A 22,826-nucleotide genomic window follows, 5' to 3' on the forward strand; every position below is an offset into this window, starting at 1 on the left:
GTTCTTGTCCTCTTTACCTGAACCTATCCGGGGCCGCTTTTCTGTCCTTCTTCAAAACAAAGAGCGAAAAAGCGGGGCTCTACGGACACTAGCAGCTATGGCGAATCAGGCAAATATGCCAACAGGCGTCATTGACCGTGTGAATCTTGCAGCAGCGGCGTGACCTGATCAGACGGCACGCCATGGATGCGCTATACAATGCAACGACCAAGCGCAAAGGAACCGCCATGATCCACGACACTTTCTGGCTGAACGCGAGTGACCGCAGCCGCCTCTTCGTCAACCAGTGGCTGCCCGCCGCGCCTTTAAAAGCAGTGATTCTGCTGGCCCATGGCATGGCGGAACACAGTGGCCGCTACGCCCGTCTGGCGGAAAAACTCTGTGATCAGGGCTACGGTGTGTATGCGCCGGACCTGCGTGGACATGGCAAAACTGCCGAAAACGGGACACTGGGCCATTTCTCCGACGATGACGGTTGGTGCAAGGTGGTCGGCGACCTGGCGAGCCTCAACCAGCACATCGGCCAACAACATCCGGGAATGCCGATTGTGTTGCTCGGTCACAGCATGGGCAGCTACATCGCCCAGGCTTATCTGCTGCACCACAGCGCCAGCCTGCATGGGGCCGTTCTCAGCGGGTCGAACTTCCAACCGGTGGCGCTCTATCGCGCGGCGCGGCAGATTGCGCGGTTAGAACGTTTGCGCCAGGGCCCGAAGGGTCGCAGCGCGCTGATCGAATGGCTGTCGTTCGGTTCGTTCAACAAGAAATTCAAACCGGTACGCACGCGGTTCGACTGGCTCAGCCGCGACCCGGCGGAGGTCGACCTGTACGCCAACGACCCGCTCTGCGGCTTTCGCTGCACCAATCAGCTGTGGATCGATTTACTCGGTGGGTTGCAGCAAATCAGCAAAGCGTCCAATCTCGCTCAGATTGATCCGGGCCTGCCGTTGCTGATCATTGGCGGTGAATGTGATCCGGTGAGCGAAGGCAAGCGTCTGAAAGATCTGGCCCATGCGCTGCGCGCTGCCGGCAGCCAAAGCCTGCAACTAACCGTTTACCCGCAGGCACGGCATGAACTGTTCAACGAGAGCAACCGCGATGAAGTGATCAATGACGTGTTGAGCTGGATCGCCCAGGCGCTGAGCCACCGTCGGCCACCCAGAGCGGAATAGTTTTTTTTGAATTTATTTATTCGTGACAGGAATTGAAACAGATGACCCAGGTTACCAACACCCCTTACGAGGCCCTTGAAGTCGGCCAGACCGCCAGCTACAGCAAGACGGTCGAAGAGCGCGACATTCAGTTGTTTGCCGCGATGTCCGGCGACCACAACCCGGTGCACCTGGACGCTGAATTCGCCGCTGGCACCATGTTCAAGGAGCGCATTGCTCACGGCATGTTCAGCGGTGCGCTGATCAGCGCTGCCGTTGCCTGCGAGTTGCCTGGGCCGGGGACTATTTATATCGGTCAGCAAATGAGCTTTCAGAAGCCGGTGAAAATTGGCGACACACTGACCGTGCGCCTGGAGATTCTCGAGAAGCTGCCGAAGTTTCGTGTGCGGATTGCCACTCGCGTGTTTAACCAGCGCGATGAATTGGTGGTCGATGGCGAGGCGGAGATTCTGGCGCCGCGCAAGCAACAGACCGTGACGTTGCCTAAGCTGCCGGCAATCAGCATCGGCTGATACCTGACACTGATCGTTCCCACGTCGAGGCGTCGAACCGTCCGCGTGGGAACGATCATTGTGAACCCTCCTGCACCTGCACACTCGCCGTCATCCCCGAACTCAAATTCATCCCTTCCGGCAACTGATCAATCTTGATCCTTACCGGAATCCGCTGCGCCAACCTCACCCAGTTAAACGTCGGCTCCACCTCCGCCAGCAACTGCCCATCCGGCGTGGTATTGCGATCGGTAATCCCGCGACTGATGCTTTCCACATGCCCCTGCAACGCCTCCCCCGCGCTCATCAACCAGATCTTCACCGGATCGCCAACACGAATCCGTGGCAGCTTGGTTTCCTCGAAATACGCCTGCACATAGAAAGTCGAATCGTCGATCAACGCCATCACCGATTGCCCGGCATTCACGTAGTTGCCTTCAGCCAGGCGCAGGTTGGTGATGTGACCATTGCGCGGCGCATGGACCTGACTGCGCGCGAGGTTGAGTTCCGCAACCTTGGCTTCGGCCTGGGCTTCACGCAGTTCGCCACGGGCGACTCCGGCGTTGATTTGCGCGTTCTCCCGCAGTTCGGCGCTGATTGCCTGCGGCCCGAGGGCAGCGCGGCGGCTGGCTTCATGCTCACGCAGATTGAGTTGCTGCTGACGGGTCTGAACCACCGCCTGGGCTTTCTCCAACGCCGCTACGAAACGGTCACGATCAATGCTCAGCAATAAATCGCCAGCCTTGACCTGCTGGTTATCAAAAGCCTTGAGCTCACGCACCCAACCCGAGACGTCCGGCGCGATCACCACCACGTCAGCGCGGATCCGCGCGTCCCGAGTCCAAGGCGTGAGCATGTAGTACTGCCACAAATGGAAGCCGGCAAATATCGCCGCCACCACCAGGCACAAGGTCACCGCGACACGTATCGATGTACGCATTTTCAACTCCTTATAAAGGTCCGAGGGCGACGGTTATCAAGGTCAATACACAGACGTACAAGGCGCAATCAAACAATGCTTCGTGCCAGATCCAGCGGCCCACCGGCGTCAGGCGCAAAAGCATGCGCAAGGCACCAGTGACGAGCAGCGCCAGCAGCACATAAATCAGAAACGGACTGAGCAGCACGCCACCCACCGACCACTCACGCAAGCCCATGGCTTTGCTCCTGTTGACGGCACCAGGCGCGCCAGCTGCTTTGCAATTGCAGCACCGCACCTTGAGCCAGTTTCACCGCATCGCTGGGGGGCAATGCGTACAAGGTCTTCAAGAATTCTTCGCTTGGCTGCGCCAACGCCTCAGCGCGACTGCCGGTCGGGCCTTGCTCGAGGATTTTTTCCAGCTGTTCGAGATAGCGCCGCTGAGGCGCACTGACCGGTGCCTGCGCCACCGCCAGACTCAAACGCAAATGCAGCAATTCGTCGCCGATGTCCAGGCCGAGCAGGCCATCGTCCCAGCGACTGCGCGCCGGTTCCGGCAACTCGGGATAGTGCCGCGCCAATTGCAGCAAGCGGTCGGCCATGCGTCCGCCAAACCAACTTTCGGCACCACGCAGATTGCGCCGGGTCAGGCGCACCAGATCGTCGAGGGTTGCCGCCAGCAAACGTCGGCCATGCCACGTCGGGTTGCGCAGGATCAACAAATGGAACGCCAGCACGGCGGCGCCGACACCGACCACGATGGATTGAGCGCTGTTGAAGAACGCCGCGACATCAAATTTCATCACATTGAGCGGCGAGACCAGCACGATGAAGTGCAGACAAAATGAGGTGGCCGTCGCACCGATCTGCGGTTTGGCCATGCCTAGTGCGCCGAGGAACAACGGCACGCCCATGCCCATGCACAGCAATGCAAAACCACTCCATTGTGGCAGCAGAATCTGCCCGACGATAAACGCAGCCGGAATTGCCAGGAAGATCCCGCGCATAAAACTCATGCCGATCTGAGCGCCGTTCTCGCGGCTGGCGAACAAACTACACACCACGCACGTCAACAGCAGCGCGCCGGAGGCAGCGGGCCAGGCGGTCGCCAACCAGAAGCACGAGACCACCAGAAACGCCAGGGCACTGCGGGTACCGAACATCAGCGCCAATGACAGGTCACGGTGTGGTGTCAGGGTTCTCGGTGGATCGACCGTTTCCTTGCCCTCCTCAACGGCGTTCAACGCGGCGCTGGCCGCCATGGCGGTATCGAGCAACAAGGTGAAACGGGCCAGGCAGTAACTCTGTGCGGAGCTGATGTGCGGGTCGTGGGAAGCGTCGAGCAACCTTGGACGCAGCGCTTGCAGGGTCGCGGTATCCGGGCTGTTGAGCGCCTCTTGAACCTCGGTCATCCAGGGCAACAGCTGCTCGGCTTCCTGGGGTTCCAATTGCTTCCACTGGCGGCGTACCGAACGGGCGATGCGCAGTAGCATCAACAGCTTCTGGCTCAAGCCGCTGATCGCGCGTGCTCGTTGCCGCCCCAGGCTTCCTTCAAACCAGGCATGCTCGCGCTGGGCATCGACGGCGACGATTTTCCCGAGGATTTCCAGCAAGCCTTTACGCGCCTGACCATCACCAGCCAGGGTCGCACGCGCGGCGTTCATGCCGCTTTGCCACGCTGCTCGCGCCTGATCCGCCAATTGCCGTTCAACCCGCATCGGCCAGAGCAGCGCACTGGCGGCGGTGGCGCAAAGAATGCCCAGGGAGATTTCCGTGCAGCGAGCCACGGCTTGATCGAACACGGTCAAAGGATGGGTGATGGCCGGCAGCGCGATGATCGCCACCGTATAACCCGCCAGCACGAACGAATAGGACCAGGCGCTGCGCAGCAAGGTCGAACTCGCCGTACACAACCCCAGCCACAACGCCAAGGCCAACAAAAACAGCCAAGGCGTCTGGGCAAACAACCCCATGAACACCACTGACATGATCGTCCCGACCAAAGTCCCCAACAGCCGCGCCAGGCCCTTCTGCACCACCATCCCCGACAAGGGCTGGGCGACGATGAACGCCGTCATCAGCGCCCATGCCGGTTGCTCCAGGCCCCAGCGTAATGCCAGCCACAGCGCCAGGCCGCCACCGATCAAGGTCTTGATTGCGAACTGTAAGGCGCGGCGGTCAGGCGCAAACAAAGCCTGCAGGGTGATAGGCACGTAATGGACTCTTGGAAAGACGATTTAACGATAGTCGGGATCGGTTCAGTCACTTGATAAACAAATTATTAGCTAGCTAACTAACATCCGTCCAGTGCTAATTCCCGGACACAAAAAAACGCCAGACTGGCTGGCGTTTTTGACAGACAACGAACGCTTACGAGCGTGCGCGAGCCTGGTTACGCAGGGCTTTTACCTGATCGTGATTGCGTTGCACGCCGTGGTACTGACGTTCAACCAGGTCACGAATGCCCACCAGGTTGTATTTGTTGATTTTTTCGATGGCTTCTTTATAAGCCTTGAGTGCATGGTCTTCACCCCGTTCTGCTTCGTTCAGTACGGCCTCTTCATCCTTGCCGGTGAACATCGCTTTCACGTCGACCCAGCGACGGTGCAGGTCACCGCTGACACTGGTAGAGGTTTCCGGATCGCCACCCATGGAACGTACAGCGGCCTGCAATTCAGAAGCAGCCTTGGCGCAGTCAGCCGAGCGCTGTACGAAAATGGCTTTGAGTTCCGGGTGTTTGATGTCTTCAGCGCAAGTCTTGAACCCTTCCTGACCGTCTTTACTGGTTTCAATCAGGTCGTTGAGTACAGAGATGGCTTCTTTATTCATGTCGGTCATTTTCAATTCCTCGCGGGTTGATGAAAGATGCAATAGGTGTTGCATCCTGCATGCCAGCTTTGAATTGATGAGTTATTCCTTATATTTCAATTACTTATCGATTAACAAGAAAACTGTATCCGCTTTATTTGCATGATCTGTCATTTGGCCTGCATGCAGAATGCCTGTATTTTCCAGACTGTTTGAATCAAGACGACTGATTGATGAACCCTGAAAAGCTCGAACTGTTGATTACCCGTGAAATGCCCTTTGGCAAATACAAGGGTCGGATCATTGCCGACCTCCCCGGCCAATACCTGAACTGGTTCGCTCGGGAAGGTTTCCCCCATGGCGAACTCGGCGGCTTGTTGGCTTTGATGCAGGAAATCGATCACAACGGCCTGTCGGAGCTGCTCGAACCCCTGCGCGCCAAACATGGCAAACCCGCCCCTCGCCATTGACCCGACACCCAGACCTGGCCCCTGATTGAGTAAACCATGCCCGATAACACCCGCCGCGCCCGTGACGAAGCCTTCTGGCGAACCTTTGCCGACCGATACGCGGTTGAACCCGGCCCGGTCAACCTTGAAAACGGGTACTTCGGGCGCATGTCGCGCACGGTGGTCGAGGAGTATCAGCGCAACATCGAACTGATCAATCGCAGCAACTCGGTGCACGTGCGGCAACGCTTCGAACAGGGCGAAAGCCTGGAGATTCGCAAACAGCTCGCCGAGCTGATGGGCGTAGCCGCTGACACTGTCGCCCTCACCCGCAACGCTTCGGACGGTCTGCAATCGCTGATTCGCAACTACAACCGTCTGAGGTCGGGCGATCAGGTGCTGATGTGTGATCTGGAGTACGACACGGTCAAAGGTGCCATGCGCTGGCTGGCACGTCATCGCGGCGTCGAGGTGATCGAGATCGAACACTCGCACCCCGCCAGTTTCGACAGTTTGCTGGCCACTTACCGCGAAGCCTTCGTGCGTTATCCGCGACTCAAATTGATGGCCCTGACCCACGTCACCCACCGCTCCGGGCTGGTAATGCCGGTGCAGGCCATTGCTGCAGACGCCAGGGAACATGGCATCGACGTGATCCTTGATGGTGCCCACGCGCTCGGCCAGCTCGAGTTCAATCTCGATAAACTGGGCATCGCCTTTGCTGGCTATAACCTGCACAAATGGATCGGTGCACCGCTGACTCTGGGCTTCATTTACATCGCCCCCGAGCGCCTGGCCGACATCGACCCGGACATGGACGAGATGCATTTCCCGGTCACCGACATTCGCGCCCGCACGCCGTACAGCACGCCCAACATCCCGGCGCTGCTGACCCTGCCGCTGGTGTTCGAGGAACATCGGGCCATGGGTGGCTCCGCCGCCAAGGGCGCTCGGCTCAATTACCTGCGCAACCGCTGGGTGAGCGCGGTACGCGAGTTGCCGGGGATTGAAGTCATGACTCCGGACGACCCGCGACTGTATTGCGGCATCACTTCGATGCGCTTTACCCGGCATGCCGATCAACAGGCGATGGTCGAGCGGCTGCTCAAGGACTACAACCTGTTTACCGTGGCGCGCAGTGGTGCCGCGAGTGGTCCGTGCATTCGCATAACCCCGGGGCTTACCACGACGGGTGCAGACATGGATTTGCTGGCACGGGCGTTGACCGAACTGCGCTGACGTCACACGGTGTGTTTGTCGAAGTCCTCGGGCTTGATCTGCGTCGATACCGCGAAGGTGTCGATGCCGATGGTCGTGTGCCCGAAGTAGCCGTCTTTATTCGAGTCTCGACTCAGGGTGTGAACGTTCAAGGTCGAAGCTTCGCCGCCCATGTTTTCATAGAAAAAATCTTGATCGTTGGTCAGGGGCGAAACGGATCGACCGCGGTACTCCCTGGCGTTGAGTACCGAGCGCGAGGCCACCTCAGGAAAATAGAGCTGACCGACCCAGGCAACATGCCGCTCTTCCAGGTAGTTGTTGCCTTCCATAATGCGTACCACGACGTGAATGTGCAGGGCACGGCCGGCGTAGAATCCCGGATAGATCGTGGTAAACCGCACGATGCCGTTCTTGTCCGTAAATTGCCCGCCACGCAGGTAAGTGTCGTCGTCGGTTCGCGGGATCGAACCGATGTCATCGACTTCGACTTCCTTGTCCGGATTGACCTTGCTCCAACCCGAATACGCCCCGCGTGCGTTGCAATGCCAGATATCCACTAACGCGTCAGTCACCGGTTGCCCGGTCATGGCATCGACGATCGTCAGCCTCAGCACCAAAGGGATGCCATCCATCCCTTCGCTGATGTTTCGTCTGATCAATTTCGGATTTCGGAAATAAGGACCGGCGATCTGTTCGGGTGAAAGCAGGTAAACCGCTGGTGCGGGTGAAACCGGAGTGTTGTCGTCCATAACGTTCTCTCTTCCATAAGATGAACGCAGGTTAACGCTGGCCGAGTAGCGAGATGCGGTAACTATGTATCGCATGATGTCGATCTGTAGCAGCTGCCGAAGGCTGCTACAAAGGTGCGTCGGCAGTCGGATTTTCTTTGGGCAAAAAAAAACGGTGCACCGACCAAGCGCACCGTAAAGCCGTAGAACACCCAACGAAGTGTTTGGTAAAAAGCCGATCAGTCCAGCAGCGCCAATGCCTCGGCAGTGCATTCCTGAATGCGGGCCCAGTCGCCGTTCTTGATCCACTCGGGATCAAGCATCCAGCTACCGCCCACGCACATCACGTTTTTCAACGCCATGTAGCTCTTGATATTGGCCGGGCTGACGCCGCCAGTCGGGCAGAATTTCACTTCGCCGAACGGGCCGCCGAGGGCCTTGATGGCCGCAACGCCGCCGCTGACTTCCGCCGGGAACAGCTTGAAGCGGCGATATCCCAGGCCATAGCCTTCCATGATGCCGGAGGCGTTGCTGATGCCTGGCAACAGCGGAATCGGGCTGTTGACGCTGGCTTCCAGCAGGTCACGGGTGATGCCCGGCGTGACGATGAACTGCGAACCGGCTGCTTCGGCAGCCGCCAGCATGTTGCGATCCAGCACAGTACCGGCACCGGTCACCAGTTCCGGGCGTTGCTCGCGCAGAATCTGGATAGCCTTGAGGCCGAACTGTGAACGCAGGGTCACTTCCAGGGCTGTCAGGCCACCGGCCGCGAGGGCGTCGGCCAGCGGCAGGATGTCCTGCTCGCGAGCGATGGTGATCACCGGCAGGATCCGCGCCTTGGCGCAAAGGCTGTCGATCAGGGCAACTTTGTCCGCCATGGAAACGGTCGGGGATGGGGTTGTCATAGCGGCTGTTCCTAGGCTCATGGGCACCAGTAAATCTCTAACGTAGGTTGCAGAAACGCGCGAATCGGCATGGCGGCGACATCGTCACCGGCCAATGCGGCACTCAGGGTGGTCAGCTTGGACTGACCGGAAATCGATAGAACGGTGGTCTTGGCTGAGGCCAGAAGCGCGCGACTCATGCTCAGGCGCTGATGCGGCACGGTCGGCGCCAGCATCGGCCAGCAGCGACGGCTGCCGTCGATTTTCAAGGCATCGGCCAGGTTCGGGCTGTTGGGGAACAGCGAGGCGGTGTGACCGTCGTCGCCCATGCCGAGTATCAGCACGTCGATCGGCGGTAATTCCGCGAGCAAGCGATCCGCCTGCTCGGCCGCCAGATCAAGGTTGGCAGTGGCGCTGTACAGACTCAGGAACTGAGCCTTGGCCGCCGGACCTTGCAACAGGTAACGCTTGAGCAGACCGGCATTGCTGTCGACATGCTCTACCGGCACCCAGCGCTCGTCGGCCAGGGTGACGACAACCTTGGACCAGTCCAGCGTCTGCTTGGCCAGGTGCTGGAAAAACGCCACCGGGCTGCGTCCACCGGAAACCACCAAGGTCGCGGTGCTGCGCGCGTCGATCGCGTCACTCAGTTGCTTGGCCACATTCAGCGCCAGGCCTTCGGCCAGCAGCACCGGGCTTTTGAACGCATGGGCGCTGACGCCCTGAGGCAGTTTCAATTCAGATATCGCCATACCACGACCTCCCATCCCGCGTGATCAATGCAATGGAGCTCATCGGCCCCCAGGACCCGGCCGCGTACGGCTTGGGCGCATCACCGGATTTTTTCCACCCGGCGATCAACTGGTCACACCACTTCCACGCGGCTTCGATTTCATCTTTACGGACAAACAGGTTCTGATTGCCGCGCATCACTTCCAGCAACAACCGCTCGTAGGCATCGGGAATCCGTGCGCTGCGATAAGTGTCGGAAAAATTCAGCTGCAACGGACCGCTGCGCAGCTGCATGCCCTTGTCCAGGCCTTGTTCTTTGGTCATCACGCGCAAGGAAATGCCTTCGTCCGGTTGCAGGCGGATAATCAGCTTGTTGCTGATTTGCAGGCGCTGCTCGGGGGCGAAGATGTAGTGGGACGGTTCCTTGAAGTGGATGACGATCTGCGACAGCTTCTGCGGCATGCGCTTGCCGGTACGCAGGTAAAACGGCACGCCGGCCCAACGCCAGTTGCGGATATCGGCACGCAGCGCAACGAAGGTTTCGGTGTCGCTCTGGGTGTTGGAATTTGGCTCTTCCAGGTAACCGGGGACCGATTTGCCTTCGCTGTAACCGGCGATGTACTGACCGCGCACCACCTGAGTGGTCAGGCCTTCCGGGCTGATCGGCGCCAGCGCCTTGAGCACTTTGACTTTCTCGTCACGAATGCTGTCGGCGGACAGGTCGGCCGGCGGGTCCATGGCGATCAGGCAGAGCAGTTGCAGGAGGTGATTCTGGATCATGTCCCGCAGCTGTCCGGCCTTGTCGAAGTAACCCCAGCGACCTTCGATCCCGACCTTCTCGGCCACGGTGATTTCCACGTGGGAGATATAATTCTGGTTCCACTGGGTTTCGAACAGGCTGTTGGCGAAACGCAGGGCGATCAGGTTCTGGACGGTTTCTTTGCCCAGGTAGTGGTCGATGCGGTAGGTGCGGTTCTCCGGGAAGAACTGCGCCACGGCGTCGTTCACCTTGCGCGAGGATTCCAGGTCCGAACCAATGGGTTTTTCCAGCACCACGCGAGTGTTTTCGGTCAGGCCGACTTTCGCCAGGTTCTCGCAGATCGCGCCGTAAACGGCGGCCGGTGTCGCGAAGTAGGCAATCACCCGCTGGGCGCTGCCGGCCATTTCGGCCAGGGCGACGTAATCGTCAGCCTTGAGGAAGTCGACGTGCAGGTAACTCAGGCGGGCCAGAAAGCGTTCGACCACGGCTTCGTCCAGCTCTTTGGCGACGACGTAGCGGCGCAGCTCGGAGGCGATGAACGCCAAATGCTGCTGCTCGCTGCCAGGCTCACGGGCCAGCGCGATAATTCGCGTGTCCTCGTGCAACAGGCCTGCGCCATCGAGCTGATAAAGGGCAGGAAACAGCTTGCGCAGGGCCAGATCGCCGAGGGCGCCGAACAAGGCAAAGGTGCACGGTTCAACCGTAATCGAAGGCATGATGTTTGTTCTTTTATCAAGTTAAGCTACAAATACCTTTTTTCAAGGCATCACTCAAGCGAAAATGTAGTAATAACCACAACATTTTCGCAAAATACAGATTCCGAGTGGTGGACGGTCGGAGCCATCAGTAGGATAGGCCACCGTTTGGGGCCGCATCAAAGGCCCAATTTGCATAGCAACACGCTTGTTTGCATCGCAGATGCACTCTTGTAGGCGAACCAAGGAAACCATATGGACCGCGTGCGAAATTTACTGGAACAGATCCAGAATCGCCTTGAAGACCTGAACAAGGCAGAACGCAAAGTCGCCGAAGTGATCCTGCTCAACCCACAGCAGGCCACCCGGTTCAGCATTGCCGCCCTCGCCCAGGCCTCAAAGGTCAGCGAGCCGACGGTCAACCGTTTCTGCCGTTCGTTCGGCGTCAGCGGCTACCCGGAACTCAAGCTTCAATTGGCGCAGAGCCTGGCCAGCGGCGCGGCGTATGTCAGCCGTGCGGTCGAGGCCGACGACAATCCGGAAGCCTATACCAAAAAGATTTTCGGCAGCGCCATCGCCTCTTTGGACAGTGCGTTGCAGGCGCTCGACCCGAACCTGATCAGCCGCGCCGTCGACCTGTTGATCCAGGCCCGGCAGATCCACTTCTTCGGCCTCGGCGCCTCGGCCCCGGTGGCGCTGGATGCGCAGCACAAGTTTTTCCGCTTCAACCTGGCGGTCACCGCGCATGCCGACGTGCTGATGCAGCGCATGATTGCGTCGGTGGCGCACACCGGCGAGTTGTTTGTGATTATTTCCTACACCGGCCGTACCCGCGAACTGGTGGAAGTGGCGCGTATTGCCCGGGAAAACGGTGCTTCGGTACTGGGCCTGACGGCCGAGGGTTCGCCACTGGCCAAGGCCAGCACGTTGAGCCTGAACATTCCGCTGCCGGAAGACACCGACATCTATATGCCGATGACGTCGCGGATCATTCAACTGACCGTGCTGGATGTGCTCGCCACCGGCATGACCTTGCGTCGAGGCGTGGATTTCCAACCGCATTTGCGCAAGATCAAGGAAAGTCTGAATGCCAGTCGGTATCCGATTGGGGATGAGTTCAACTAACCCAACTTCTTCATTGCCTGATCTGGCCTCATCGCGAGCAGGCTCACTCCCACAAGGGAATGCATTCCAAATGCGGGAGCGAGCCTGCTCGCGAAAGGGCCAGCTGCAACACCGCAACTCTTGAGCTAAACCCCCACCCGCGCCTGCAAACTCAAATGCGCCCTCTCCCCCGGCGCCAGGCTCAGGCTATCGGTCCCGCCACTCGCGGCCTCAACACACACAAACTCCGAAATCTCGCTCCAGCTCACCCCCAGCAACGGCCGCGAGCCCGGATGCCAGACCACCGTGTCCGCATGGTCACCGGTATCGATGCACAACTCACGCTGCCAGGCGTGGTCCTTGAGCTGCAATTCGCCGTCATGCTGGAACACCCGCTGACAGCCACCCTCTACCCGCAATTCGCCTTCCTGATGACAAATCTGACGATTCAACTGGTCGTAACCCTGCGCTCCGTCGAGGCCAGACAGCGCTACCTCACCGACGTCACCAATACGCCAATACGCATGCAACGCCTGACTCAATTGGCACGGCAGGCTGTCCTGATGCTCGGTACTCAGGCGTAAATCCATGCGCTCACCCAAGTGCGCGTGCAGGTCCACTTGCCAATCGCACAACTGAAGTTGCCAGTGCAAGCGCACGCCATCGTCATCAGTGCTGCTGTCCAGCAGCTTCCAGTCGATCAACCGTGCCCAGCCATGGGACGGCCAGGCGTTTTCGCTCGGATGACGGCCATACCACGGCCAGCACACCGGAACGCCACCACGAATCGCGCCGACCTGCGGCCACTTCGCCGCGCACCAGAGCCAGGGTTTCTGGCCCTTTGGCTGGAAGTGCAGCAACTGTGCACCCTGCCGACTGAACACCGCCTGACACAGCGGATGGTCGATCACCAGCACGTCGCGCTTCTGATAGCGCTCCCACGCAAACACCGGACGTTCGCGCAAGGATTTGAAGAAGCGTTGTAGCGGATGCTCATGCATGTACCACGGTCCTGAAAATCACCCGGGGTGCGCCGCCCCCAAAAAAAAGCGGACAGCCTGGGCTGTCCGCAAAAATGCGCACATAGAGAGGAGCTTATCGCAACAACGTTAGAACACCGACTGAATTTTCAGGCCGGCGACCAGCGCGTTGTCGACTTCATCAACACCGCCTGGGTGAGTGATGTATTGCAAGTTAGGACGCACGGTCAGCCAGTTGGTAACGTGGAAGCCGTAGTTGATCTCGTAGTTGTACTCTGTGCTACGCAGCGGCGAGAACAGTGGATCCTCGTACTCGGTGACACCATTGGAGGCGTTGACCAACTCGGCGTTTTTCTTCACGTCATCGTTGACATGGATACGGGCAAAACCGATACCCATGTCATCTTTTGGACGTGCATCGAACGGGCCCTTATACACAAACATCAGCGACTGGTAGTTGTCGACGAAGTTGGTGTCCTTGTCGTGGAAAGTAGCGTTGGCTGCGATGTTCAGACCGCGGGACGCGTCACCGTTGTGGCGGGTGAGTTGTTGCTGCGCAACGAACCAGTAACCGTGTTTGCTATCGTGGCTGCGATAGGCGTTACCGCTGGTTGCTGCATCATTGCCGTCGGCATCCTTACGGACGTCATCGGCATTGGCTGTGCTTTTGTAGTAACCGACACGGTATTCGCCCGGCAGGTTGCCAGGGTTCGGCAACCAGACCAGTTCGACCGGCAGGACGGTGCCCTCGGTACCACTGCCGCTGAGCTTGAAGCCGTTACCGTGCTCCAGTTGCGACGGGTTCTGGTTGTACGCGCCGATCTGCGCATAGAACTCTGGCGAGATGTTGTACTTCACGCGGACCGCAGCCTGCATGACCGGCCAGTTGTACCAGATGTTGGTGGCCCAGTTACCCGCTTGGGAACCGCAGAACGCCAGGTTCTGGAACTCGCAAGGGAAGGTATTGAAGTCCTCGCCTTCGCCGAAGTAACCGGCCTTGACGTCCAGTTTACCGTCGAGGAACTGGTGCTTGATCCACAATTGGGTCAGACGGACCATATGGCCACGGCCGTAGACTTCCTGTGACGAACTCAAGGTGCCGGCACGCGGGTCGCCGACACGGTCATTGGAAATGTTCTCACCGTTACGGTTAGTGAGCTGGATCTTGGCCTGGGTGTTATCCCAGCCCCACAGTTTTTGCAGGTCCAGCGCCACGCCCAGACCAAACTGGTCGGCGTAACGCGCAGTCTTGTCATCATTAAACCCGCCGTGGAGGTTGCCGCCCACTTCACCGACATAGTCCATCTTGATGTCGATACCCTGCTCGATCAGCCTGGTCCGCTCACCACCCCAATCACCGGTCATCCATTCGGAGTCGGCGCTGAACGCGTCAGCCGCGTGTACGCTACCGGTCAGCATCATTGCCGCAATGGCTGACAACTGGCAGATAAGCTGAGCGTTGTTGTTCTTCTTCATCCCTACATCCTCGTTTTATTGTTATTCACTGTTTTTATTTAACGCGGTGACATCCCCTGTGGGAGCGAGACCGGCTTGCCGGCGATAGCGGTGTATCAGTCGACATCGATGTTGAATGTCAGTCCGTCATCGCGAGCAGGCTCGCTCCCACATTTTTGATCTTCAGCGGCCTTTGAACTGAGCTACGTTGGCACTGTGAGTCTCTGTTTTAGACTGACCGGCCACCCCCAGGCGCTCACCAGTCTTGGCATCGAACAGCAGCACTTTCGATGGATCGAATTGCAGGGTCAGGGTCTCGCCCACGGCCGGTGCAACGTCCGGCGCCAGACGGCAGCAGACTTTGGTTTCGTTGAGATTGACGAACACCAGGGTGTCGGGACCGGTCGGCTCGGTGACCTGGACTTCGGCGCGAATGATCGGCAAACCATTCGGCTCGCTGCCCGCCAGCACGATCTGCTCCGGGCGCATGCCGAGGATCACTTCGCGGTCTTCAAGACCGGCGTCTTGCATACCCAACGGCAATTCGCAACGTGCCTGACCACTGTCGAGCAGCGCTACCAGACGACCGTCCTTGCGCTGCAACCGCAGCGGGATGAAGTTCATCGGCGGCGAACCGATGAAGCTCGCCACGAACAGGTTGGCCGGGTTGTTGTAGATGTCTTTCGGCGTGCCGAACTGCTGGATGATCCCGTCCTTCATCACCGCCACTTTGTCGCCCAGGGTCATGGCTTCGATCTGGTCGTGGGTCACGTAGACCGTGGTGGTTTTCAGGCGCTGGTGCATCAGTTTCATTTCGGTGCGCATCTCGACGCGCAGCTTGGCGTCGAGGTTGGACAGCGGCTCGTCGAACAGGTAAATCTTCGGCCGCCGCGCCAGGGCACGGCCCATCGCCACGCGCTGTTGCTGACCACCGGAGAGCTGGCCGGGTTTGCGGCCGAGCAAATGTTCGATCTGCAACAGCTTGGCCACGCGAGCGACTTCTTCGTCGATTTCGGCGGCGGGCATTTTGCGAATCTTCAGGCCGAACGCGATGTTGTCGCGCACGCTCATCGTCGGGTACAGCGCGTAGGACTGGAACACCATGGCGATGTCGCGATCTTTCGGGCTCATGCCGCTGATGTCGGCGTCGTCCACCAGGATCGCGCCGCCGCTGATGTTTTCGAGACCGGCGATGCAGTTCATCAGCGTGGATTTACCGCAGCCCGACGGGCCAACCAGAATCAGGAACTCACCGTCATCGATCTTCAGTTCGATGTTTTTCAGAGTGTCCGGCAAACCGGCGCCGTAGGTCTTGTTGACGTTGCGTAATTCGAGAGTTGCCATTGTTCTACCCCTTGACCGCGCCGGACGTCAGCCCACGCAGGAAATACTTGCCAGCGAATATGTAGACCAGCAGTGTCGGCAGCCCGGCGATCATCGCGGCGGCCATATCAACGTTGTATTCCTTGGCCCCGGTGCTGGTGTTGACCAGGTTGTTCAGGGCCACGGTAATCGGCTGGGCATCGCCACTGGCGAAGACCACGCCGAACAGGAAGTCATTCCAGATCTGGGTGAACTGCCAGATCAGGCAGACCATCACGATCGGGATCGACATCGGCAGCAGGATCTTCCAGAAAATCGTGAAGAAGCCCGCGCCATCAAGCCGTGCAGCCTTGACCAGCGCATCGGGAATGCTCACGTAGTAGTTGCGGAAGAACAGCGTGGTGAACGCCAGGCCGTAGACCACGTGCACCAGCACCAGACCGGTGGTGGTGTTCGCCAGGCCGATCTTGCCGAGGGTAAACGAGGCTGGAAGCAGCACGGTCTGGAACGGCAGGAAGCAGCCGAACAGCAGCAGGCCGAAGAACAGTTGCGAACCGCGGAAGCGCCACATCGACAGCACGTAGCCATTCATTGCACCGATGAAGGTGGAGATCAGCACCGCCGGCACGGTGATTTTCACCGAGTTCCAGAAGTAGCTGCCCACGCTGTCCCAGGCCTTGATCCAGCCGATGCCGTCAATCACTTGAGGCCAGCTCAGCAGGTTGCCGGTGCGGATGTCTTCCGGGGATTTGAAACTGGTCAGCAGCATCACCACCAGCGGGATCAGGTAGATTGCGGCGGCCAGCAACAGCGTGGCGTAGATTGCGATGCGGCTGAAACTGATCGCCGGTTTTCCGAGTTGATTACTCATGGCGTTTGCCTCGCAATTCGGAGTACAGATACGGCACCAGAATCGCCAGGATCGCGCCGAGCATCATCATGGCGCTGGCTGAACCAATGCCCATCTGGCCACGGCTGAAGGTGAAGGAATACATGAACATCGCGGGCAGGTCGGACGAGTAGCCCGGGCCGCCAGCGGTCATGGCCGCCACCAGGTCGAAGCTCTTGATCGCGATGTGCGCGAGGATCATGAAGGCGCTGAAGAACACCGGGCGCAGGCTCGGCAACACGATCTTCAGGTAGATGGTCGGCAGGCTCGCACCGTCGACTTGCGCCGCACGGATAATCGATTGATCGACACCACGAAGGCCGGCCAGGAACATCGCCATCACAAACCCGGAGGCTTGCCACACGGCGGCGATCACCAGGCAGTAAACCACGCGATCCTGATCCACCAGCCAGTCGAGACGGAAGCCTTCCCAGCCCCAGTCACGCAGCATTTTGTCCAGGCCCAGGCCTGGGTTGAGCAGCCATTTCCACGCGGTACCGGTGACGATCATCGAGAGCGCCATCGGGTACAGGTAAACGGTGCGAATGAAGCCTTCCTTGCGAATGCGCTGATCCAGCAGCACCGCCAGGAACACCCCCAGCACCAGGCTGATGCCGATGAACATGCCACCGAAGACCGCGAGGTTTTTGCTCGCGACCCACCAGCGATCGTTGTCCATCAGGCGGATGTATTGCTGCAGGCCGACCCATTTGTAGCTCGGCATGAAGCTGGAATTGGTGAAGGACAGAACGAATGTCCAGAGGATGTAACCGTAAAAACCAACCAGGACGATCAGCATGCTTGGCGCCAAAACCAGTTTGGGGAGCCAGCGCTGCAGTGCGTCGAACGGTGAGGCTTTGCTGAAAACCGCCACAGAGCTCATCGGGATAATCCAGGTGAAGAGGAATTGATATCGGCAGGGATCCCTTGTGGGAGCGAGCCTGCTCGCGAAGGCGATTTCTCAGCCGACATCATTTCTGAATGTCAGACCGCTTTCGCCGGCAAGCCGGTCTCGCTCCCACAGGGATTACTGAGTGCCGGAGATTACTGGGCGGCTTTGACGGCCGATGCCAGTTGGGCGCTGGCCTTGGCCGGGTCAGCGTTCTTGTCGTTCATGAAGTTGGTCACCACATCGAAAATCGCGCCCTGCACGGCCAGGGAAGTGGCCATGTTGTGCGCCATGCTCGGTTGCAGGCCGCCAGTCTTCTCGTCTGCAAGGAAATCCTTGGCAGCCGCTTGAGCGCAGGAATCGAAGCCCAGACCGCTCATGTCGTTAAGCATGTCGGTACGCACCGGGATCGAACCTTTGTTGATGCTGAAGACTTTCTGGAAGTCTTTACCCAGCGCGACCTTGGCCAGGTCCTGCTGAGCGGCGATGTCGCCTTTGCGATCAGCCTTGAGCTTGAACACCGCCAGGGAATCGATGTTGTAGGTGAAGGCTTTTTCGGTGCCCGGGAACGGCACGCACTGGTAGTCCTTGCCGGCTACTTTCTTGGCAGCGGTCCATTCGCTCTTGGCCCAGTCGCCCATCATCTGCATACCGGCCTTGCCGTTGATGACGTCGGCCGCCGCGATGTTCCAGTCACGACCGGCGCGGTTCGGGTCCATGTAGCCCGTGAGTTTTTTAAGCTCGGTGAACGACTTGGTCATCTCGGCACCCGAGAGGGTTTTCTGATCCAGGTCTACCAGGGCTTTCTTGTAACCGTCAGCGCCCATGACCGAGAGCACCACGTCTTCAAACACGGTGCTGTCCTGCCAAGGCTGGCCACCGTGGGCAAGCGCGATGAAGCCGGCGGCTTTGAGCTTGTCGCCGGCGGCATAAAACTCTTCGAGGGTGGTCGGGGTTTTTTCGATCCCGGCTTTCTTGAAGACTTCCGGGTTGATCCACAGCCAGTTGACGCGGTGAATGTTCACCGGCACGGCGACATAGTCACCTTCGTACTTGACGGTGTCGGAGACTTTCTTCGACAGCAGGCCATCCCAGCCTTCGGACTTGGCAACGTCTTTGAGGGTATCGGTGCTGAGCAGGCCAGTGCTGCCCCACTCCTGGATGTCCGGACCTTTGATTTGTGCAACGCCCGGCGGGTTACCGGCGACGGCGCGGCTTTTGAGTACGGTCATGGCAGTGGAACCGCCGCCACCGGCGACTGCGCCGTCCTTCCAGGTAAAGCCGTCTTTTTCGACTTGGGCCTTCAGAACATCGACCGCGGCCTTTTCACCACCGGAGGTCCACCAGTGAACGACTTCCACCGAACCTTTGGAATCGGCAGCAAGCGTACTCAGCGGAAATGCAGACAGGGGAAGCAGTGAGGCGAGAGAAATGACAGTAGCGAGGCGAGAAATCGCATTCATCTAGTAGTACCTTTCTTGTTGTTATGCATGCAAGTCTGGTGCTTGCGCTGCATAGGATTTTAAACAGGAGTGATCCCTTCGCAGGTAACGAAGGGACGTTCGAATGTCACCACATGGTTACACAGGAGCGCTCTGGGATAACTGTGCCAAGGCAGTCGCCATACTCGGAGCCAGAGGCAATCGCGGGATCAGTACGGCTTGCCAGGCGTGATAAAGGTCGGGTTTACCGGCCCAGATATCGGCGCTCGGGCGGTTCTGCGGATCGAGTTCGTGATGCCAGCTGCCACTTTCGCGGTCGATGAAATGGCTGTCGCAGAATTCCCAAAAAAGTCGATACCAGCTTTCGTATTGCGCATCGCCTGTGCGTTTAAGCAGCGCACTGGCGGCGGCGCTGGCTTCGCAATGGGTCCAGTGCAGACGATGGCGCACCACGGCGCGATTGTCCCAGTCGAGGGTGTAAACAATCCCCGGTGCCCCGTCGACATCCCAGCCGTGACGGCAGTTGTGGTCGAAGAGTTTCTGCGCGTCGCTGGCGAGCCAGCCCGGCGTGAGCATCCCGGCCTTAACCCGCGCCGCTTCGAGGTGCAGCATCAGCCGGGCCCATTCGAAACCGTGACCCGGCGTGGTGCCGTAGGGGCGAAAACCATCAGCCGGGTTGTCGTGGTTGTATTCGCGCAAGGGTTGCCAGTCGCGGTCGAAATGCTCGACCACCAGGTAATCGTTAGCGGCCGCGTGACCGTGGATGACGCGCTCGACGATGCGCTGGGCGCGACACAGCCAGCGGTTCTCTTCGGTGACATCAGCCAACGCGAGAAAGGCTTCGGTGGCGTGCATGTTGCTGTTGGCGCCGCGATAGGCTTCCTCGACGCTCCAGTCGCGGTTGAAGGATTCGCGCATCGCGCCCTCCTCCTCGCTCCAGAAATGCGCGTCAATGATGTGGATGGCATCGTCGAGCAAGGCCTGTGCGCCGGGACGCCGAGCGACGACCGCAGAACTGGCGGCCAGCGCGACGAAGGCGTGCAGGTAAGCTGCTTTGTCGGTGTTGCCGTCGCGATGCTCGGGGGCAGGGAACCAGCCACCGTGTTCGGCGTCGCGCAATGGGCCGCTGAGGGTTTTGATGCCGTGATCCACCAGCTCGGCGAAACCCGGCAAGCCCTGAATGTGAGCCATGGCGAAACTGTGGGTCATGCGCGCGGTGTTCATGGTTTCGGCGTGGGCGTTGGCCGGCAGGCAGCCCTTTTCATCAAGATTGCCGAAGCCTTCGGCAAGCTTCGAGGCCTTGGCAAACGCCAGCAGGCGCAGGCCTTCGTCGGCGAGCCATTGCTGATGGGCGGGTGCGTTCAGCCAACTGCTGAAAGCGGGTTGGAAGGTGTCCATGGGGTGCCTTTTTTGTTGTTATGACTGGGGGCAGTCTAAACAACGGGCGGAGGCGGGCTTGTAACGAAGGGGGCGAGTTATGTCACCGCTTTGTGACATTCGCCTTGAGGAATGTGTTGAATGGTCTGACGCCTTCGCGAGCAGGCTCGCTCCCACAGGGGAGATGCGTCGTACACAAATCCAATGTGGGAGCGCGCCTGCTCGCGATGGGCGCGACGCGGTCTAACTAATCAACACTACGAGGCAGCTGCAACGTCACCCTCAACCCACCCTCACGCAGGTTTTGCAGGCTCACTTCCCCGCCATGGCTATGCGCAATATTTCGCGCAATCCCCAACCCCAACCCATAACCCTGCTGCTGCCCGGCCAGGCGGAAGTGCGGCTCGAACACCTGCTCCATCCGCTGCTCCGGCACGCCTGGGCCTTCATCGTCCACATGCAGGATGAACGCACTCTGGTCGTCATCAATGTGCAAATGCGCTTTCTGCCCATACTTCAAGGCATTGTCGATCAGGTTGCCGATGCAACGCTTGAGCGCCAGCGGCTTCCCCGGATACGCCGCCAGCGCACGCCCTTGCTGAGTGACGCGACCATTGCCGTTGGGCGCCAGATACGGCTCCACCAGACAATCAAGTACATGGTTGAGGTCCACCGGTTCAATGTTTTCGTGGATGTCGGTGTCTTTCACGCATTGCAGCGCGCCTTTGACCAGCAGCTCCAGCTCATCCAGATCACGGCCGAACTTGGCTTGCAGCGTTTCGTCTTCGAGCAATTCAACGCGTAACCGCAAGCGGGTAATCGGCGTGCGCAAGTCATGGGAAATCGCGCTGAACAACTGGCTGCGCTCGGTCAGGTAACGGCTGATGCGTTCGCGCATCGCATTGAAGGCGCGGCCGACCTCAACCACTTCGCTGCCGCCCCCCTCGGCCACGGGTTCGACTTCCGCGCCGAGGGACATGTCCCGTGCAGCCCGCGCCAAGCGCTTGAGCGGCCGGCTCTGCCAGTGCACCAGCAGGCCAATGAACAACAGCAAAAAGCCGCTGGTGAGCACGATGAACCAGACTTGCTGCGCCGGCAGGCCTTGTTCTTCAAGACTGGTGTAGGGCTCGGGCAACAGTGAGGCGATGTACAGCCACTCGCCCGGCGCCATCTGGATTTGGGTCACCAATACCGGCGGGTTCACCGGTTCCAGGGTCAGCGCGTAGTGCGCCCAGGAGCGCGGCAATTCATCGAGTTTCAGGCCGCCGTTGAAGATTCGCAGGTCTTCGGGGCTGACGAACGTCACCGAGATATCCGTGTCCTGGCCCAGGGATTGGCGCAGCACTTCGTCCACCGCTTTGAGTACCGCTTCCTTGCGCGGGGTGATCGGCAGCACTTCCATGCCCAAGGGTTTGTCGTTGAGCGTCACCACAAAACGGGTGCCGCCCATGCTGCGCAACTGGTCGAGTACCAATGGCCGAAACGCTACCGGCAGAGAGCGAAAGTAACTGACACTGGCGGTCATCGAATGAGCGAGGCTACGGGCGCTGGTGACCAGGCCTTCAAGTTGGGTGGCGCGCAGTTGCGAGACCCAGATCACGCTCGACAGCGTCTGGGCGAACAGCACCGCCAGCAGCGTCAGCAGCAACATCCGCCCGAGCAGCGAACGCGGCACGGGAATCCGTGCGGCGAGCTTGCGGAAAAACTCAGTGGCCATTGCTGGCAACCACATTGGCGGCCAGTTGGTAGCCGCTGCCGCGCACGGTACGGATCAGCCGCGGTGGTTTTTCGGTGTCGCGCAGGCGATGACGCAAACGGCTGACGGCCATGTCGACGATGCGATCCAGCGGCATCAAATCGCGGCCACGGGTGGCGTTGCCGATGGTGTCGCGGTCGAGGATTTCCTGAGGGTGATCGAGGAACAGTTTCAGCAGCGCGAAATCGGCGCCGGAGAGAATCACTTCTTCGCCATCGATGTGGAACAGGCGATGGCTGACCATGTCCAGCCGCCAGTCATCGAAGGCCAACACTTCGCCGCCGGAACGCTCCTGACCGAACTGCGCGCGGCGTAACAAGGCTTTGATGCGCGCCTGCAATTCACGCGGGCTGAAGGGTTTGCCGAGGTAATCGTCGGCGCCCAATTCCAGACCGATGACGCGGTCGGCCTCGTCGGAACTGGCGGTGAGCATGATGATCGGCACCTGCGCCTGACGCGGGTGCTGACGGATCCAGCGGCAGAGGCTGAAGCCGTCTTCGTCCGGCAGCATCACATCGAGGATCACCAGATCGCTCGGCGCCTCGTTCATCGCCTGACGAAAGCCTGCACCGTCCGGCGTGGTACGAACCTGGAAACCGGCGCGGGTCAGGTAGGTGTCCAGCAACTCGCGTATCTCTTGATCGTCATCGACCAACAAAATCGACTTGTTGACTGAGCTCACGGGGCGGCGTCCTTGTTGTTTGAATTGGGCGGATTATGCCTGATGCACCATTTTTACAAACACCACAAAACTA

General features: G+C 59.3%; 22 protein-coding genes. 5 read left to right on the forward strand and 17 right to left on the reverse strand.

Annotated features, from left to right (window positions below; genetic code table 11):
- Positions 1 to 227: 227 nt before the first annotated feature.
- Complete coding sequence (locus tag QFX16_RS22550) at positions 228 to 1,172, forward strand: alpha/beta hydrolase (RefSeq protein WP_283181406.1); 945 nt, start codon at positions 228 to 230, stop codon at positions 1,170 to 1,172.
- A gap of 41 nt (positions 1,173 to 1,213) precedes the next feature.
- The gene (locus tag QFX16_RS22555; protein ID WP_046049496.1) at positions 1,214 to 1,684 is read left to right on the forward strand and encodes a MaoC family dehydratase; all 471 of its coding nucleotides are present in this window, start codon (positions 1,214 to 1,216) and stop codon (positions 1,682 to 1,684) included.
- A 55-nt stretch (positions 1,685 to 1,739) separates the two neighbouring features.
- Here QFX16_RS22555 and QFX16_RS22560 read toward each other — a convergent pair whose 3' ends face one another.
- The 4 genes from QFX16_RS22560 to QFX16_RS22575 form a co-directional block, all read right to left on the reverse strand.
- A complete protein-coding gene (locus tag QFX16_RS22560; protein WP_283181407.1) occupies positions 1,740 to 2,603 on the reverse strand; it encodes an efflux RND transporter periplasmic adaptor subunit in 864 nt (287 codons plus the stop codon).
- Between the two features lie 10 nt (positions 2,604 to 2,613).
- Positions 2,614 to 2,820, reverse strand: a complete 207-nt coding sequence (locus QFX16_RS22565) for a DUF1656 domain-containing protein (RefSeq protein ID WP_283181408.1) — start codon at positions 2,818 to 2,820, stop codon at positions 2,614 to 2,616.
- Entirely contained in the window at positions 2,807 to 4,795 is a 1,989-nt protein-coding gene (locus QFX16_RS22570; protein WP_283181409.1) for an FUSC family protein, read from the reverse strand. The genes QFX16_RS22565 and QFX16_RS22570 overlap by 14 nt, the downstream gene beginning before the upstream one ends.
- A 157-nt stretch (positions 4,796 to 4,952) precedes the next feature.
- Entirely contained in the window at positions 4,953 to 5,420 is a 468-nt protein-coding gene (locus QFX16_RS22575; RefSeq protein WP_283181410.1) for a ferritin-like domain-containing protein, read from the reverse strand.
- 203 nt (positions 5,421 to 5,623) lie between these two features.
- Between QFX16_RS22575 and QFX16_RS22580 the strand changes: the two genes are divergently transcribed.
- Together QFX16_RS22580 and QFX16_RS22585 are read left to right on the forward strand one after the other, a co-directional pair.
- Positions 5,624 to 5,860, forward strand: a complete 237-nt coding sequence (locus tag QFX16_RS22580; RefSeq protein WP_007949456.1) for a DUF3820 family protein — start codon at positions 5,624 to 5,626, stop codon at positions 5,858 to 5,860.
- Between the two features lie 36 nt (positions 5,861 to 5,896).
- The gene (locus QFX16_RS22585; RefSeq protein ID WP_283181411.1) at positions 5,897 to 7,078 is read left to right on the forward strand and encodes an aminotransferase class V-fold PLP-dependent enzyme; all 1,182 of its coding nucleotides are present in this window, start codon (positions 5,897 to 5,899) and stop codon (positions 7,076 to 7,078) included.
- A gap of 2 nt (positions 7,079 to 7,080) precedes the next feature.
- Here the strand turns inward: QFX16_RS22585 and QFX16_RS22590 are convergent, their stop codons facing one another.
- From QFX16_RS22590 to zwf, 4 genes are all read right to left on the reverse strand, one after another.
- The gene (locus QFX16_RS22590; protein WP_283181412.1) at positions 7,081 to 7,806 is read right to left on the reverse strand and encodes an intradiol ring-cleavage dioxygenase; all 726 of its coding nucleotides are present in this window, start codon (positions 7,804 to 7,806) and stop codon (positions 7,081 to 7,083) included.
- 218 nt (positions 7,807 to 8,024) lie between these two features.
- The gene (locus tag QFX16_RS22595) at positions 8,025 to 8,690 is read right to left on the reverse strand and encodes a bifunctional 4-hydroxy-2-oxoglutarate aldolase/2-dehydro-3-deoxy-phosphogluconate aldolase (protein WP_008151112.1); all 666 of its coding nucleotides are present in this window, start codon (positions 8,688 to 8,690) and stop codon (positions 8,025 to 8,027) included.
- 17 nt (positions 8,691 to 8,707) lie between these two features.
- Positions 8,708 to 9,421 carry a 6-phosphogluconolactonase gene (gene pgl / locus QFX16_RS22600; RefSeq protein ID WP_283181413.1) on the reverse strand — a complete coding sequence of 238 codons (714 nt, stop codon included), beginning with the start codon at positions 9,419 to 9,421 and terminating at the stop codon, positions 8,708 to 8,710.
- A complete protein-coding gene (gene zwf / locus QFX16_RS22605; RefSeq protein ID WP_134417595.1) occupies positions 9,408 to 10,877 on the reverse strand; it encodes a glucose-6-phosphate dehydrogenase in 1,470 nt (489 codons plus the stop codon). The genes pgl and zwf overlap by 14 nt, the downstream gene beginning before the upstream one ends.
- Before the next feature lie 243 nt (positions 10,878 to 11,120).
- Between zwf and QFX16_RS22610 the strand changes: the two genes are divergently transcribed.
- The gene (locus QFX16_RS22610) at positions 11,121 to 11,981 is read left to right on the forward strand and encodes a MurR/RpiR family transcriptional regulator (RefSeq protein ID WP_177318169.1); all 861 of its coding nucleotides are present in this window, start codon (positions 11,121 to 11,123) and stop codon (positions 11,979 to 11,981) included.
- A gap of 125 nt (positions 11,982 to 12,106) precedes the next feature.
- On the opposite strand, the gene QFX16_RS22615 is transcribed toward QFX16_RS22610, so the two are convergent.
- The 9 genes from QFX16_RS22615 to QFX16_RS22655 form a co-directional block, all read right to left on the reverse strand.
- Positions 12,107 to 12,961, reverse strand: a complete 855-nt coding sequence (locus QFX16_RS22615; RefSeq protein ID WP_283181414.1) for a D-hexose-6-phosphate mutarotase — start codon at positions 12,959 to 12,961, stop codon at positions 12,107 to 12,109.
- A 108-nt stretch (positions 12,962 to 13,069) separates the two neighbouring features.
- Complete coding sequence (locus tag QFX16_RS22620; RefSeq protein ID WP_283181415.1) at positions 13,070 to 14,416, reverse strand: carbohydrate porin; 1,347 nt, start codon at positions 14,414 to 14,416, stop codon at positions 13,070 to 13,072.
- Between the two features lie 162 nt (positions 14,417 to 14,578).
- Positions 14,579 to 15,739, reverse strand: coding sequence for an ABC transporter ATP-binding protein (locus tag QFX16_RS22625; RefSeq protein ID WP_283181416.1), 1,161 nt, complete (start codon positions 15,737 to 15,739; stop codon positions 14,579 to 14,581).
- 4 nt (positions 15,740 to 15,743) lie between these two features.
- Positions 15,744 to 16,589, reverse strand: coding sequence for a carbohydrate ABC transporter permease (locus QFX16_RS22630; protein WP_007902370.1), 846 nt, complete (start codon positions 16,587 to 16,589; stop codon positions 15,744 to 15,746).
- The gene (locus tag QFX16_RS22635; RefSeq protein WP_253550840.1) at positions 16,582 to 17,490 is read right to left on the reverse strand and encodes a carbohydrate ABC transporter permease; all 909 of its coding nucleotides are present in this window, start codon (positions 17,488 to 17,490) and stop codon (positions 16,582 to 16,584) included. The genes QFX16_RS22630 and QFX16_RS22635 overlap by 8 nt, the downstream gene beginning before the upstream one ends.
- Positions 17,491 to 17,651: 161 nt before the next feature.
- A complete protein-coding gene (locus QFX16_RS22640) occupies positions 17,652 to 18,959 on the reverse strand; it encodes an ABC transporter substrate-binding protein (RefSeq protein WP_283181417.1) in 1,308 nt (435 codons plus the stop codon).
- Positions 18,960 to 19,076: 117 nt separating this feature from the next.
- A complete protein-coding gene (locus tag QFX16_RS22645) occupies positions 19,077 to 20,336 on the reverse strand; it encodes a D-mannose isomerase (protein ID WP_283181418.1) in 1,260 nt (419 codons plus the stop codon).
- Between the two features lie 226 nt (positions 20,337 to 20,562).
- Positions 20,563 to 22,032, reverse strand: coding sequence for an ATP-binding protein (locus tag QFX16_RS22650; protein ID WP_074879393.1), 1,470 nt, complete (start codon positions 22,030 to 22,032; stop codon positions 20,563 to 20,565).
- On the reverse strand, positions 22,022 to 22,753 hold the full coding sequence (locus QFX16_RS22655) for a response regulator (RefSeq protein ID WP_283181419.1): 732 nt from the start codon (positions 22,751 to 22,753) through the stop codon (positions 22,022 to 22,024). The genes QFX16_RS22650 and QFX16_RS22655 overlap by 11 nt, the downstream gene beginning before the upstream one ends.
- Between the last annotated feature and the right edge of the window lie 73 nt (positions 22,754 to 22,826).

The organism is Pseudomonas svalbardensis (genome assembly GCF_030053115.1).
Taxonomy (GTDB): domain Bacteria; phylum Pseudomonadota; class Gammaproteobacteria; order Pseudomonadales; family Pseudomonadaceae; genus Aquipseudomonas; species Aquipseudomonas svalbardensis.